Source organism: Paenibacillus sp. FSL R5-0923 (assembly GCF_038009145.1).
GTDB lineage: Bacteria > Bacillota > Bacilli > Paenibacillales > Paenibacillaceae > Paenibacillus_AQ.
In genome coordinates this window covers 5,453,841-5,467,473 of sequence record NZ_JBBPAT010000001.1, presented here as the reverse complement: position 1 = coordinate 5,467,473, position 13,633 = coordinate 5,453,841, and the positions used below count along the sequence as shown (strand labels likewise).

The 13,633-nt window shown below is 48.2% G+C and carries 14 protein-coding genes; all 14 read left to right on the top strand.

Going from position 1 to position 13,633, the window contains the following annotated elements; all coding sequences use genetic code 11:
• The first annotated feature begins 1 nt into the window (after window position 1).
• The 14 genes from MKX35_RS24655 (at window position 2) to MKX35_RS24590 (ending at window position 13,607) form a co-directional block, all read left to right on the top strand.
• Window positions 2-1,000 (top strand): Gfo/Idh/MocA family protein, encoded by a 999-nt coding sequence (locus MKX35_RS24655; protein WP_081382752.1) that lies wholly within the window; start codon window positions 2-4, stop codon window positions 998-1,000.
• Window positions 1,000-2,004: a Gfo/Idh/MocA family protein gene (locus tag MKX35_RS24650; RefSeq protein WP_076298583.1), complete on the top strand. Its 1,005-nt coding sequence runs from the start codon at window positions 1,000-1,002 to the stop codon at window positions 2,002-2,004. The genes MKX35_RS24655 and MKX35_RS24650 overlap by 1 nt, the downstream gene beginning before the upstream one ends.
• A 42-nt stretch (window positions 2,005-2,046) precedes the next feature.
• On the top strand, window positions 2,047-2,703 hold the full coding sequence (locus MKX35_RS24645) for an RraA family protein (protein ID WP_052404229.1): 657 nt from the start codon (window positions 2,047-2,049) through the stop codon (window positions 2,701-2,703).
• Between the two features lie 24 nt (window positions 2,704-2,727).
• Window positions 2,728-3,489, top strand: a complete 762-nt coding sequence (locus MKX35_RS24640) for an SDR family NAD(P)-dependent oxidoreductase (protein WP_076283236.1) — start codon at window positions 2,728-2,730, stop codon at window positions 3,487-3,489.
• A 21-nt stretch (window positions 3,490-3,510) separates the two neighbouring features.
• Window positions 3,511-4,404, top strand: coding sequence for an SMP-30/gluconolactonase/LRE family protein (locus MKX35_RS24635; RefSeq protein WP_081382751.1), 894 nt, complete (start codon window positions 3,511-3,513; stop codon window positions 4,402-4,404).
• Between the two features lie 17 nt (window positions 4,405-4,421).
• Window positions 4,422-5,192: an SDR family NAD(P)-dependent oxidoreductase gene (locus MKX35_RS24630; RefSeq protein ID WP_076283235.1), complete on the top strand. Its 771-nt coding sequence runs from the start codon at window positions 4,422-4,424 to the stop codon at window positions 5,190-5,192.
• A gap of 20 nt (window positions 5,193-5,212) precedes the next feature.
• Window positions 5,213-6,112, top strand: a complete 900-nt coding sequence (locus MKX35_RS24625; protein ID WP_076298581.1) for a fumarylacetoacetate hydrolase family protein — start codon at window positions 5,213-5,215, stop codon at window positions 6,110-6,112.
• A 12-nt stretch (window positions 6,113-6,124) separates the two neighbouring features.
• Window positions 6,125-6,964 (top strand): amidohydrolase family protein, encoded by an 840-nt coding sequence (locus MKX35_RS24620; RefSeq protein WP_076298580.1) that lies wholly within the window; start codon window positions 6,125-6,127, stop codon window positions 6,962-6,964.
• 50 nt (window positions 6,965-7,014) lie between these two features.
• Window positions 7,015-8,784, top strand: a complete 1,770-nt coding sequence (locus MKX35_RS24615; RefSeq protein ID WP_076298579.1) for an IlvD/Edd family dehydratase — start codon at window positions 7,015-7,017, stop codon at window positions 8,782-8,784.
• A gap of 295 nt (window positions 8,785-9,079) precedes the next feature.
• Window positions 9,080-9,208, top strand: a complete 129-nt coding sequence (locus tag MKX35_RS24610; RefSeq protein WP_143759322.1) for a dihydroxy-acid dehydratase — start codon at window positions 9,080-9,082, stop codon at window positions 9,206-9,208.
• Between the two features lie 579 nt (window positions 9,209-9,787).
• Window positions 9,788-10,804: an NAD-dependent epimerase/dehydratase family protein gene (locus MKX35_RS24605; RefSeq protein WP_076298578.1), complete on the top strand. Its 1,017-nt coding sequence runs from the start codon at window positions 9,788-9,790 to the stop codon at window positions 10,802-10,804.
• Window positions 10,804-11,874 (top strand): dihydrodipicolinate synthase family protein, encoded by a 1,071-nt coding sequence (locus tag MKX35_RS24600; protein WP_076283230.1) that lies wholly within the window; start codon window positions 10,804-10,806, stop codon window positions 11,872-11,874. The genes MKX35_RS24605 and MKX35_RS24600 overlap by 1 nt, the downstream gene beginning before the upstream one ends.
• Window positions 11,875-11,999: 125 nt before the next feature.
• Complete coding sequence (locus tag MKX35_RS24595) at window positions 12,000-13,181, top strand: MalY/PatB family protein (RefSeq protein ID WP_076298577.1); 1,182 nt, start codon at window positions 12,000-12,002, stop codon at window positions 13,179-13,181.
• Window positions 13,182-13,298: 117 nt separating this feature from the next.
• On the top strand, window positions 13,299-13,607 hold the full coding sequence (locus MKX35_RS24590) for a hypothetical protein (RefSeq protein ID WP_076283228.1): 309 nt from the start codon (window positions 13,299-13,301) through the stop codon (window positions 13,605-13,607).
• The last annotated feature ends 26 nt before the right edge of the window (window positions 13,608-13,633 follow it).

Here is a 13,633-nt window from a genome sequence, read left to right as displayed (position 1 = left end):
ATTGATTAGGACAGCAGTGATTGGATGCGGTGGCATGGGGACTGTTCATGCGGATCGCTACAAGTCCATGCCCGAAGCTGAGCTTGTAGCCGTATGTGACATCGTTGAAAAAGCCGCTGAGGTGCTAGGAAATTTAGTGGGCGTTAGCTATTTTACATCTGTACAAGAAATGCTCGAGCAGGTAAAGCCAGAGGTGGTCAGTATTGCTGTGCCGACCTATTTGTATGTAGAACTGGTACGGATTGCGGCTGACCATGGTGCGCATGTGATCTGTGAGAAGCCGCTCGCACTCACTTCGCAGGAAGCGGAAGAAGCAATTCGTTACTGCAACGAGCGCGGTGTACGTTTGTTTGTGGGCCATGTCGTTCGTTTCTTTCCTTCTTACAGACAGCTTGCGGAGGGAATAACGCAGCTTAGCAGTGTTCAAGGCGGAATATACCATGCTAAACGGGCGGGTTCACATCCCGGAAACGTGCAAGCGTGGTTTCGGGATCCATTTCTTAGCGGTGGCGTCATTATGGATTTAATGATTCACGACATTGACTACATTCGTGGGGCTTTTGGTGAAGCCCGTGAAGTATATGCGTTCCAGCACCAGTCGGAAGACATAAATTATGCTTCAGCCACTTTCCGGTTCAAGAATGGAACCATTGCACAACTTGAAGCATTTTGGGGGTATCCAGGGCCGTTCCATTCCTCTTTTGAATATGCGGATGCGGAAGGAATCATCTCAGGCGGGACCGGGGATGGCGAAAGTCTGCATATTCGCAAGTCGATAACGACGGGCTCTACATCGGGATTTGTGGAGACGCCTTCGAGTGTGTTGCTGAAGGATCCGTATTATTTGGAACTGGAGCATTTTCTAAGCTGTCTAACAAGTGGGGAAGAACCGATAGTCACTGCGCAGGATGCGCTGGAAGCTGTACGCTGGGCTGAAGCCGCTCAGCAATCGGCAATGACCCATCAACCGGTGAAGCTTGAAGTGAAGGGGGATATTTAATGAGCCGTTTGAATATTGGCATGATCAGTTTCGCGCATGCGCATGCTTTTGACTATTTGGCAAGTTTACTGCACATGTCTGAAGTGACGGTCAGTGGAATTGCTGATGAGGTGCCGGAGCGCACACAGGCGCTCGCAGAACGTCATACGATTCCCTATTATGCTAACTACAAGGAACTTCTGGAAGATGCGAATATAGATGCCGTAATTATTTGCTCGGAAAATGTCTATCATGCTGAGCTAACCATCGCTTCAGCCCGAGCGGGCAAGCATGTACTGTGCGAGAAGCCGCTAGGTCTGTCAGTAGAAGAAATGCAACGCATGATTTCGGTCTGCTCTGAAGAGGGAGTACAGCTTATGACAGCCTTTCCTTGCCGCTTCCTCACTCCGGTTGTACGGGCTAAGGAATCACTAGATCGCGGCGATATTGGTGAAATTATCGCTTTTAAAGGAACTAACAGAGGTTCTTTTCCGGGACCTAGATGGTTCTCTGATGAAGCCCTATCGGGAGGCGGTGCAGTTCTAGATCACACTGTGCATGTGATGGATCTGATGAACTGGTTCTCCGGTTCTTCTGTAGAACAGGTGTATGCCTATGCGGATACCTTATTTGATTCAGAGCGCAAGCGGACGATCGATGATGCTGGAATGGTGCATGTAACTTTTGAGAATGGTGTGTTCGGAGTGCTGGATCCTAGCTGGTCACGCAATCCCGGCTTCCCCACATGGGGGGATGTGACCCTAGAAATCATTGGAACTAAAGGTGTTATCTCCATAGATGCTTTTAACCAAAAAAACAATGTATACGGAAGAGCATCTGGCAAAGGGAACTGGTCCTTCTGGGGAGATGACATGAATGAACTGATGCTGAAGGCTTTTGTACAGGCGCTTCTAGAAGGGGTGGAGGTACCGATTTCGGGAATAGATGGGCTCCGATCCACAGAGGTTGCACTTACCGCTTATCAATCTGCTCATGCAGGCCAACCGGTGCGTTTAAATAAATGAGGATGCTGTAAGCACAAAACTTTGAGGAGGATGGAATCGCCTATGAAGGATCAGGAATTGTTCGATAGTATGTGTGAAAAGCTCTACTCTGCGGTAATCTCTGATACGTTGGATCAATTGGGCTATCGTAATCAGGTGATGCGTGAAAATATTAACCCGATAGATCCTACCTGGATCGTTGCCGGAAGAGCAAAGACCATTCTGTCTGTGGATATTCATCATTTGCCGGAAGATCCGTACACGAAGGAGATTGAGGCGGTGGACAGCGTTAAGCCCGGTGAGATTGTCATCGGCTGTACGAATGAATCGCGGCAGAACGGACTGTGGGGAGAGCTATTGTCTACGGCTTCCAAAATGAGAGGTGGCCGCGGAGCCATTGTAGATGGACTAATCCGTGATACTGCTAAAATTTTGGAGCTTGGTTTTCCTGTCTTTGCTACCGGGACCAAACCTGTTGATTCTCAAGGGCGTGGAATTGTTATCGACTATGACATTCCGGTGCTATGCGGTGGCGTAATGGTCCATCCCGGAGATGTAATCTTTGGTGATCGTGATGGTATCGTTGTGATTCCGGGCGCCATCATCGATGAAGTGTTCCAATTAGCCATGGATAAGGTGACTCGCGAGAATCATACACGGGATGAACTGCTCGAAGGATATACCTTGCGGCAGGTCTACGATAAATACGGGGTGCTCTGAACAAGATTCGAGGGAGTGATATACATGAGGCTGGCTGGCAAAAGAGCGCTAATCACAGGTGCAGCAAGAGGAATTGGACTGGGAATCGCCCATCGATTTCTGGAAGAAGGCGCTCAGGTGGTGTTGCTGGACCGAAGTGAGGGTGAGCTTCTTATTGCACTTGAAACCTTGAAGGATTATGGTGAAAAAGCTGCAGTAGAGATATGTGATCTTCGCGATGTCTCACAGTTAGAACAATCTGTTGCCCAAGCCTTTGAAAGGTTCGGTGGGATAGATATTGTAGTGAACAATGCCGGAATCGCCTTTCGTGAACACTTTCTTGACATCTCGGTTGAGCATTGGGATGCAGTATTTGATATCAACGTAAGGGCGGTTTATTTAATAGGTCAGCTTGCAGCGAGACAAATGATTTCTCAGGGTGGCGGAGGCGCCATTATAAATATGAGTTCCAAAAATGGTCTATCAGCAAGCTCGGAGCTCGCGCATTACAATGCTTCTAAGGCTGCTGTTATACTGCTAACCGAATCGATGGCAGTGGAGCTGGCGGCTTATGGGATCCGGGTAAACGCAGTAGCACCGGGATTTGTGGATACACCCCTCGACCGCAAGCTGCGCGAAGCTTCGAAGCTCCCGGCTTATTCGGAGCATACACCGATGAAGCGGGCGGCAACGATAAGAGAAGCTGCCAATGTATTTCTTTTTCTGGCTTCTGATGAAGCCTCCTATGTAACGGGAGAAACCATTCGTGTGGATGGTGGACATTTGGCTAATGGTAGTGAGCTGTAAATAGAAGAAGGAGTGAACGTTTTGGAAATTACAGAAATTCAGGCAGAGTTGATGATTGATGCTCAGGCTGAGCTTGGTGAAGGGCCGCATTGGGATGCCGAATCCAAACAGTTGTACTGGGTGGATGTTACGAGAAGGAAGCTTAGAATATACAACCGGATCACGGGTAATGAAGTAGTCCGCTCCTTCGACCGGATGATCAGCGCAGTGATTCCAACCACTGTGGGAGGACTTGCATTGGCCATGGAGGATGGGGTCTATCTCTCTCAAGCTGAGAATTCTCCTGTCTTATTGACTTCGATAGAAGCAGAGCTACCACTCAACCGATTAAATGATGCCAAATGTGATCGACAAGGCCGACTGTGGGTGGGAACGATAAGCTTGAACAATGATGCGCCGGATTCCGGAGGTTTCTACGTCGTGGAGCCTGATGGTTTCACACACCAATTGTTATCCGGCGTCGGCTGCTCGAACGGAATGGCTTGGGACTATTCCCGGAGCAAGATGTATTATATTGATACGCCGACTAGGCAGGTGGATGTATTTGATTACGAGGAAAAGTCTGGAAGGATAAGTAACCGAAGAGTAGCGTTCCGAATTCCTACAACAACTGGCTATCCGGACGGAATGACAATAGATAGTGAAGGCATGCTTTGGGTCGCCCACTGGGGCGGCGGCTGTGTATCACGATGGAACCCGGAGACGGGTGAGCAGCTTGGACTCATTCGAGTTCCAGCACCACTGGTGACCTCGTGTACTTTTGGAGGCAGTGATCTAACGGAACTCTACATTACAACTGCAAGGATAGGGATGCACGAGAAAGAGTTACGTGATTATCCGTTTGCAGGCGGTTTGTTTATGGCTAAGCCCGGGATGACTGGCTTGTTGCCGGGAAACTTTCAGGCTAAGGAGTAGGAAGAGGAGGCAAAGCGATGCGACTCAAAGATAAGATCATCATAATAACCGGAGCTGGCTCGGGAATTGGAAAAAGCACGGCTGCTTTATTCGCTTCAGAAGGAGCGACAGTAATCATTGCCGATGTCCAAGAGGATTCAGGAAAAGCCGCTGTCACTGAAATAGAGGCGACGGGTGGAAATGCGATGTTCATACCCTGTGATGTAACCGATGCTAGCAGTACTACCGTGATGGCTGATCAAGTCTTTAATACTTTTGGACGTATCGATGTGCTCTTTAATAATGCAGGAATCAGTGGCGTGGGTGCGGTACATGAGGTTTCCGAGGAAGTATGGGAGAGGGTCATGCGGGTTAATGTGACGGGTGTGTTCTTAACCTGCAAGGCTGTCCTCCCTTATATGATGAAGACCAAGAAGGGTTCTATCATTAATATGTCCTCTGGCATCGCCGAAATCGGAGTCGCAGAGCGAGCTTCCTACAGTGCTTCTAAGGGAGCTGTTCTATCTTTAACTAAAGCGATGCAGGTTGATTATGCACCTTACGGCATTCGTGTAAATGCGCTGCTACCAGGTACGATTATGACTCCGTTTGTAGAAGGTTATTTGAAGACTTCTCTGGATCCAGAGGCTTCGGTTGCGGCCATTAAGCGTAGACAGCTTAGCGGTGAGCTTGGCAAACCTGAGGATGTGGCACGAGCTGCACTATTTCTAGCTTCCGATGAGTCCGGGTTTGTAATGGGTTCGCCGCTATATGTGGATGGTGGCCTTGTCTTCGGAAAAAATGCATAAAGTGAAGGAGAGTGTTATAGATGAGGCTAGTTACCTTTTTGCAAAAAGAAGATGATCATATGGGCGTTCTAACCGACCATGGTGTGGTGGATATTGAGGCGGCACAGACTGCATTATCCACTCGGAAGGAGGTTCCAGTAACGGTTAAGCAATTGCTTGATGGTGGGGAGGATGCACTTAACCAACTGAGGATTTTTGTGAATGAGCTGCCTGAAGGAGAAGTGAATCCATCCTGGCTGAAGCAGGAAGATGAATTAGCATTCGGTCCCTGTGTTACTGATCCTGGAAAAATCATCTGTATTGGCCTTAATTATCGCCGGCATGCGGAAGAGACTGGGATGGCCATTCCGGAATATCCCATCTTGTTCAATAAATTTAACAATACACTAACTGGACATGGCTCAGAAGTTCCGCTTCCGAGGAACAGCCAGAAGGTGGACTATGAGGCAGAGCTTGGCATCGTCATCGGACGAACCGCGAAATATGTGACGGAGGAAGATGCACTGGATTATGTCTTCGGGTATTGTACGGCTAATGATTTGTCGGCGCGAGATTTACAGATGCGGACGAGTCAATGGCTAGCGGGAAAGTCTTGCGATAAATTTTCACCCATTGGGCCTTACTTAGTCACTGCGGATGAAGTAGGCGATCCCAATCAGCTCGATATTCAGTGCACGGTGAATGGTGAACTGCGTCAGAACTCCAACACTTCGGACATGATTTTTAATTGCAAGCAGATTGTCAGCTATGTATCCCAGTGTATGACGCTTTCGCCGGGGGATATTATCCTGACTGGAACACCAGAAGGCGTAGTGATGGGTTACCCTCCAGAGGATCAGGTCTATTTGCAAGCTGGTGATGTGGTCACGGTGCAGATTGAGAAGCTTGGTGCCATTACAAATACGATGGTTAGCGAATAGGAGGGAGTAGGGATGATCTTCGATTGTCATACCCATTTGTTTGGACCGGGAATGGTTTCGGGACCTACGGATGAGGCGATCAAACGGGCTTGGGGACCGGATATGAATATCGAAGCAACCCCCGAGCAACATCGTAGTAATTTGGAAGGATTCTCTGGTGCTATCGTATTGGCCATGGCAGCGCATGCAACGGGACTGGTTGTGCCGAATGCTTATGTCGCAGATTACTGTCGCACGGATCCGGATCGATTATTCGGTTTTGCAAGTGTAGATCCCAATCATCTGGATTGTGTTGCTGAATTTGAGACTGCGATCCGTGAGATGGGATTAAAAGGGCTGAAGCTTGCGCCTATCTATCAGAACTTTTATCCTGATGATCCCAGGCATTATGCCCTCTATGCCAAAGCAGAACAGCTGGATGTACCTATTCTTTGGCATCAAGGAACCTCTTTTGTACCGGAGGGTTATCTGGATGCATCAAGGCCGGCGATGCTGGACCCGATTGCCCGTGCTTTTCCGAAGCTGAAGATGATTGTAGCGCATATGGGTCATCCCTGGATTGATGAATGTATTTCATTGGTGCGCAAGCATCCTAATCTGTATATGGATGTTTCTGCTTTAGGAAGTAGACCTTGGCAATTTTACAATGCACTGGTGTCTGCGATGGAATATGGGGTTCAAGATAAAATATTGTTTGGGTCGGATTATCCGTTCTTTGGGACACAGAAGATGCTGGATGCTCTGTACCATATCAATGATCTGGCGGAGGGAACGAAGCTGCCACAAATACCGCAAAAATATATTGAGGACATAATACATCGTCTAACACCGGAAATTCTTGGTTTTATCTGAGGGATTAAGTGCTTGGTCTATAAGCGAGGTTGTTAAAAGGAGATGGGGTCATGGCGGAGTGCAGGGACAGCGAGGAGAGTGTGGCTGAATCCGGTGATAAGTTGAAGAGCGAGGCCTATTTTCAGGAAAAAGATTTATGGGGATTTATCCATCGTTCCTTCACGAAGTCTATGGGGTACACCGAAGAAGATCTCCGCAAGCCAGTGATCGGCATTTGCAACACGTTCAGTGAGCTGAATAAATGCCATTCCCATTTTAATGAATTGGTGGATTATGTGAAGCGTGGTGTTTGGCAGGCAGGGGGAGTGCCGATGGAATTCCCGACGATCTCGATTGGTGAGCCTTATGTGAAGCCTACAACGATGCTGTTGCGTAATTTGATGGCGATGGATACGGAAGAAATGATGAAGGGGCATCCCATTGACGGGGTAGTGCTGCTTGGGGGTTGCGATAAAACGGTACCCGCTCAGCTGATGGCAGCCGCTAGTGCCAATATTCCAGCCATTGTGCTGACAGGTGGCCCTATGCTAAACGGTCGACTGGGCGGCCGTAGCCTTGGAGCGTGCACGGATTGTTATGGCTTTACGCTGGAGCATAAAGCCGGAAATATAAGTGACGAAGAGCTGGCTGTTGCAGAGAATGCAATTTGCCGTAGTGACGGTCACTGCATGGTGATGGGCACAGCAAGCACGATGGCCTCGATCGCCGAAGCGATCGGCATGGCGTTACCGGGCTGTGCGGCTATTCCGGCGCCGGACAGCAGACGCAGGCATATGTCTGAGCGAACGGGCAAGCAGATCGTAGAGCTGGTTCGCCAGGGCATTCGTCCCCGCGACATCATGACTGCAGCGGCGATAGAGAATGCGATCACAGTTACGATGGCGAGCGGCGGATCGACGAACGCTATCATCCATCTTATAGCGATCTCCCAGCGGCTAGGGATGAAGCTGCCTTTAGAGACATTTGACCGGATCAGTAGTCAGACCCCGTTTATTTTGAACCTGCGTCCTTCGGGCAAATATCAGATGGAGGAGTATTTCGAGGCAGGTGGTGTACCCGCGCTGATGAAGGAGCTGGAGCCGCTGCTGCATGGGGATTGTTTGACTGTAACAGGCAGAACGGTTACAGAAAATCTGGTTCAGGCGGCAACACTTGACGGAGATGTGATTCGTACCTTGGAGGAGCCACTCGACAGCCAAGGTGGAATTGCTGTGTTGCGCGGGAATCTGGCGCCGGATGGGGCGCTGATCAAGCAAACCGCTGTATCCGGTCATCTCAAAAAGCATATCGGACGCGCAGTAGTGTTCGAGAGCCCGGCCGATCTAAATAAGCGGATCGATGATCCTGATCTGGTCGTGGATGAGAACAGTGTGCTAGTGCTTAAAAACGCAGGTCCGAAGGGTGCTCCAGCGATGCCGGAGATCGGGCAAATCCCGATTCCGCAAAAGCTGCTGAAGCAGGGCATACGCGACATGGTCCGCATCTCTGACGCGCGGATTAGCGGTACTTCCTATGGCGCATTAATTGTACATGCGGCTCCGGAAGCTGCTGTTGGTGGTACGCTGGCGCTTGTGCAGGATGGCGACGAAATTGAGCTGGATATTTCCGCGAGGCGCCTGGAGCTGAAGGTGTCGGATGAAGAATTGGCACGACGTAGGGTCTCATGGCAAGCGCCCAAGCCGCACTACGACAGAGGGTATGGCTTGCTGTTTCATGAGCGTGTGCTTCAAGCGAACCTCGGTTGTGACTTTGACTTTCTTCTCCCTGTTGAGCTTAGAGAAGAGTTGCTGAGCGAGAGGGAATCGGTGCACATCAAATAATAGCCGAGACTGAATAATCTAATGCTTGTGAAGATAAAATAGCTGCACTTTATACAACTACAGTATATCGTAATCGTCTCATTTGGACTTTAACTGCACTTCATACAGTTAAATCTAATCAAATCGCTGTTTTTAGCCTCATTTTGGATTATTAATTGCAGATAGTACAACTAAATTGCCATCTGCGGGAACAGGAGTTGATATAAGTGTACGAAATACACTTATATCGCACGAATTGTACGAATTGTACGTATCGCACGTATCGCACGCATTGCACGAATCGCAAGTGTCGCGCATGTCGCAAATATCGCACGAATCGTACGTATTTGCGGCTCCGGAAGTGGCTATCGGAGGAATTGCGACCCTTGTGCAGGATGGCGACGAAATTGAGTTGGATATTTCCGCGAGGCGCTTAGGGCTGTAGGTGTTGGAAGAGAATGAGACCAAGCGTCGGATTACAAGGTAAGCGCCTAAGCTACACTAAGACAAAAGTTAGTATGAGTTTACTAGATTGTTTGACTGAACTGGATAGGCTGGACTGAATTTGGTTTATTGCTTTGAATGATTTGAATGATTTGAATGTGATGATTGCTTTGCTTTGAATGATTGCATTTTATGCAATAGATTCCGATCTAGAGAGGCTGGACTTTGATTCTATTGCATTTTGTGCAATGAAATTTCAGATAATCACCACTAAACGAGCTTATAGCGGGAATCTGATGTATGAAGTGCAATAGATTCATTTTTTAGCGATGAATTTGGAAATTCTATTGCACATTCTGCAATCAGGGAGTTAGTTTTCGATTGTAGCAAGCTGGTTTGTGAATGTAGCTAGTTAGCTTTCGATTGTAGTTAGCTTGGTTTCCGATCACAACAAGCTAGTTTCTAATCTCAGCTAGCCTAGTTCCCAATTACAACTAGCATCGTGTCCGATTACACCAAGCTTTGAGGTCATTTGTGGTAAAAGCAACAAACTTGAGTCAATGGAGAGGAGAGTTCAATGATGCGAACCGTTCAAGAGTTGGAGGAGCGCTTGGCAAGTCCATCGGCAGCACTGATTGAGGAACTTAGCCAGCTCGATGGAGATATTATGCTACTAGGCGTGGGGGGCAAGATGGGACCCAGTCTCGCAAGGCTAGCGGTGAATGCAATTCGCCAAGCGGGGCTAGACAAGAAAGTTATCGGCGTTTCCCGCTTCTCGAATAAGGAGCTGAGACGAGAGCTTGAAGAGGCCGGGGTCGAGATTATCTCCGCCGATTTGTCTGACGATAAGGCGCTGCAGGCACTCCCTGAAACCCAAAATATTCTCTATATGGCCGGGAATAAATTCGGCACGACCGGGAATGAGCATTTCACTTGGATGATGAATGCCTATCTGCCGGGCCGCGTTGCGGAACGTTTCCGTAATTCACGAATGGTTGTATTCTCGACAGGCAACGTTTACCCTTTTACTCCGGTCAGCCTAGGAGGCGCAACGGAAAGAACTTCTCCGAACGCGAACGGGGAGTATGGGCAATCCTGTCTGGGCCGGGAGCGTATATTTGAACATTTCTCTCATAAAAATGGAACGCCGATGTTCATTTATCGGCTGAATTACGCCATTGATCTTCGGTATGGTGTGTTACTGGAGCTTGCTCGATCGGTTAGGGAGGGACTTCCCATTGATATCACAATGGGTCATGCCAATGTGATCTGGCAAGGGGATGCGAATGAAATCGCATTGCGAGCACTGCTACGTTGCAGTTCGCCGCCTAATGTCATGAACATTACTGGGCCTGAGACATTGTCCCTGCGCTGGGCTGCGAATGAATTCGGCCGAAGGTTAGGCATTGAGCCGATTTTTACAGGTGCAGAAGCACCTACTGCACTGCTAAGTAATGCAGCGAAAGCCGCTGCCAACTTTGGCTATCCGCGGGTATCGCTGGCCGAAATGATCGACTGGATTGGCGATTGGGTAGGGCAAGGCGGAGAAACCTGGAATAAACCCACGCATTTTCAGGAGCGGGAGGGCAAATATTAATGACACTGACAAGAGTACCTTTGACTTCAGAATTACATGCCGCGCTTCATGATGGGTTGGCTATTCCCGCACATCCTCTCGCCTTAACTAAAGAGCGCAAGCTGGATGAGCGACGTCAACGGGCACTTACCCGTTATTATGTTGCTTCCGGGGCGGGTGGAGTCGCGGTTGCCGTGCATTCCACTCAATTCGAGATCAGGGATCCAGAAGTAGGGCTGCTGGAACCTGTGTTACGTCTAGCTGCGGAAGAGGTGGAACTTGCCCAGCTAAATCGGCCATTCATGAAAGTAGCGGGTATTTGCGGTGGGACGGAGCAGGCAGTTCTTGAAGCGCGCCTTGCCGCAAGCTTTGGGTATGAAGCGGGACTGCTTAGCATGGGAGGCCTGCAAACCTTGAGTGAGGAAGAATTGCTAGAACGAACACGCAGAGTGGCAGATGTGATTCCGGTGTTTGGTTTCTACCTTCAGCCGTCGGTGGGAGGACGGATTTTAAGCTTTGATTTTTGGAAGGCATTCGCTGAAATAGAAGGCGTAATCGCCATCAAAATGGCGCCGTTCAATCGTTATCAGACGCTGGATGTAGTCAGAGCTGTGCTTGAATCCAGCCGTAGCGAAGAAATTGCTCTGTACACCGGAAATGATGATAATATTGTCAGCGATCTGCTCACGACCTTCCGATTTATGGTGAACGGCAAGCCCGTTGAGAAAAAAATAGTCGGTGGCCTTCTTGGCCACTGGGCGGTCTGGACGAGCAAAGCAGTACAGCTGCTTAATGAGATTAAAAAGGTCAGAAATGAACCCTCGTTGGCATCCAATTGGTTGACGCTTGGGGCTGAAGTGACGGATAGCAATGCGGCGATATTTGATCCCGCGCATCATTTTCATGGCTGTATCCCGGGTATTCATGAAGTGCTTCGCCATCAAGGATTGCTTGAAGGCTTATGGTGTCTAAATCCGGAGGAACAATTATCCCCGGGGCAAGTGGAGGAAATCAACAGAGTGCGCAGAGACTATCCCCATCTAGTGGATGATGGATTTGTGGCATCGCATTTGGAAGATTGGCTGCAATAACACGTAGTATATAAGAGTTAAGGAGGGCGCACTTTCGACAAGTGCGTTCTTTCTTATCCAGAGTGCGATATCCTCCGCCTCATGATACAATAAGGGACAAGTTTATAAGGATGAGGTGACTTTAATTGAAGTATGATTTCGATCGCGTAATTGACCGCCGTAATACACGTTCTTACAAGTGGGACCAGTCCGAGAAGTTGTTTGGTGAGAAGGATATTATGCCACTTTGGGTGGCAGACATGGATTTTGAAAGTCCTCCTGCAGTGAAGGAAGCGATTCTGCGCCGCGCAGAACAAGGGGTTTACGGATACAGTGTACCTAGTGACTCTTATAAAGAAGCTATCACGTCGTGGTTCAGAAGACGGCATGATTGGGAAATTAAACCGGAATGGATTTCGGATTCTCCCGGAATCGTAACCTCCTTAAGTTTTGCTGTAGAGCTGTTTACCGAGCCAGGGGACGAGGTTATTTTACAGTCGCCAGTCTATTATCCCTTCTATGACGTCATCCAAATGAATGATCGCAAGGTCGCCAAGAATCCGCTTGTTATTCGTAATGGACGCTTCGAGATGGATTATGAGCAATTGGAAGGGCTGATGCAAGGTGGAGCCAAGCTGCTGCTTTTATGCAGTCCGCATAATCCGGGTGGTAGAGTATGGGAAAGAGAAGAGCTGCTGAAGCTTGGTGAGCTCTGTCTGCGTTATGGAGTGACCGTAATCTCTGATGAGATTCATTGTGACTTGGCGCTTCCAGGTTATGAGCATATCCCTTTTGCATCCTTATCTGAGGAAATTGCGAATATTACACTAACCACACTTGCCGCGACCAAAACCTTCAATCTACCGGGGTTACAATCTTCTTTTATCGTGTCTTCCAATCCGGAATTGAAGCTTAAATTTGATCGAAAAATGAAAGCCTTGAGTTTACATATGGCTAGCTACTTCGCCCAAGGTGCAGTAGAAGCTGCCTATAATGATGGTGAAGAATGGTTGGATGAGCTTTTAGAGTACGTGTCAGGCAATGTGGACTATGCGATTAGCTATCTGTCGGAGCATTTGCCGCAGGTCCAAGTGATGCATCCGCAAGGCACATACCTGCTATGGGTTGACTGCCGCGGTCTGAATCTGGATATAGATGGACTTAAACAGCTGATGTACAAAGAGGCTAAAGTTGCTTTTAATGAAGGCTCTGTCTTTGGAACTGAGGGACAAGGTCATCTGCGGATCAATCTAGCTTGTCCTAGATCTATTCTAGTTGAAGCGCTGGAACGCTTTTGCCGAGCAGCTGTAGCTTATACTGCGAAATAAAAGGTATTCCTGAAGCTTGATGATTCCTTCTAAGGGGATCGTCGAGCTTCTTTATTTTGCAAAAAGGTAAAAAGAATAATAAAATGGAGTCCATTACGTCAAGCAGGAGGACTTCAAATGAAATGGGTAGCTCAGCTTCCGTATTATAAGATACAGCGAGAAATTAAGGATGGAGAACAACGAAGTATTACATGCAATCGCTTAATGTATTTGTACAAAGATAGAGTCGTGACTCGTCATCGTGAATTTCCAATAAAAGATATTTTAGATATGTCCTATCGCTCAATGGGAGGTTCAGAGGGGATGTTCTATCTGTACACGAGTAAGGGTGTATATACTTATTTGGTAGAGTGTGATCCTGAAAGCTTTATTCATACTTTTAAAGAACAGCAAATGAATAAAATTGAGCGTACTGGTAGGCCGTGATATGATAATCCATACGACATTGCAGG

Excerpts from the sequence above, each read along its gene's own strand:
- MKX35_RS24640 (WP_076283236.1), top strand. The coding sequence starts at position 2,728 with ATGAGGCTGGCTGGCAAAAGAGCGCTAATCACAGGTGCAGCAAGAGGA.
- MKX35_RS24630 (WP_076283235.1), top strand. The coding sequence starts at position 4,422 with ATGCGACTCAAAGATAAGATCATCATAATAACCGGAGCTGGCTCGGGA.
- MKX35_RS24625 (WP_076298581.1), top strand. The coding sequence starts at position 5,213 with ATGAGGCTAGTTACCTTTTTGCAAAAAGAAGATGATCATATGGGCGTT.
- MKX35_RS24615 (WP_076298579.1), top strand. The coding sequence starts at position 7,015 with ATGGCGGAGTGCAGGGACAGCGAGGAGAGTGTGGCTGAATCCGGTGAT.
- MKX35_RS24610 (WP_143759322.1), top strand. The coding sequence starts at position 9,080 with ATGTCGCAAATATCGCACGAATCGTACGTATTTGCGGCTCCGGAAGTG.
- MKX35_RS24645 (WP_052404229.1), top strand. The coding sequence starts at position 2,047 with ATGAAGGATCAGGAATTGTTCGATAGTATGTGTGAAAAGCTCTACTCT.
- MKX35_RS24600 (WP_076283230.1), top strand. The coding sequence starts at position 10,804 with ATGACACTGACAAGAGTACCTTTGACTTCAGAATTACATGCCGCGCTT.
- MKX35_RS24605 (WP_076298578.1), top strand. The coding sequence starts at position 9,788 with ATGCGAACCGTTCAAGAGTTGGAGGAGCGCTTGGCAAGTCCATCGGCA.
- MKX35_RS24590 (WP_076283228.1), top strand. The coding sequence starts at position 13,299 with ATGAAATGGGTAGCTCAGCTTCCGTATTATAAGATACAGCGAGAAATT.
- MKX35_RS24650 (WP_076298583.1), top strand. The coding sequence starts at position 1,000 with ATGAGCCGTTTGAATATTGGCATGATCAGTTTCGCGCATGCGCATGCT.
- MKX35_RS24620 (WP_076298580.1), top strand. The coding sequence starts at position 6,125 with ATGATCTTCGATTGTCATACCCATTTGTTTGGACCGGGAATGGTTTCG.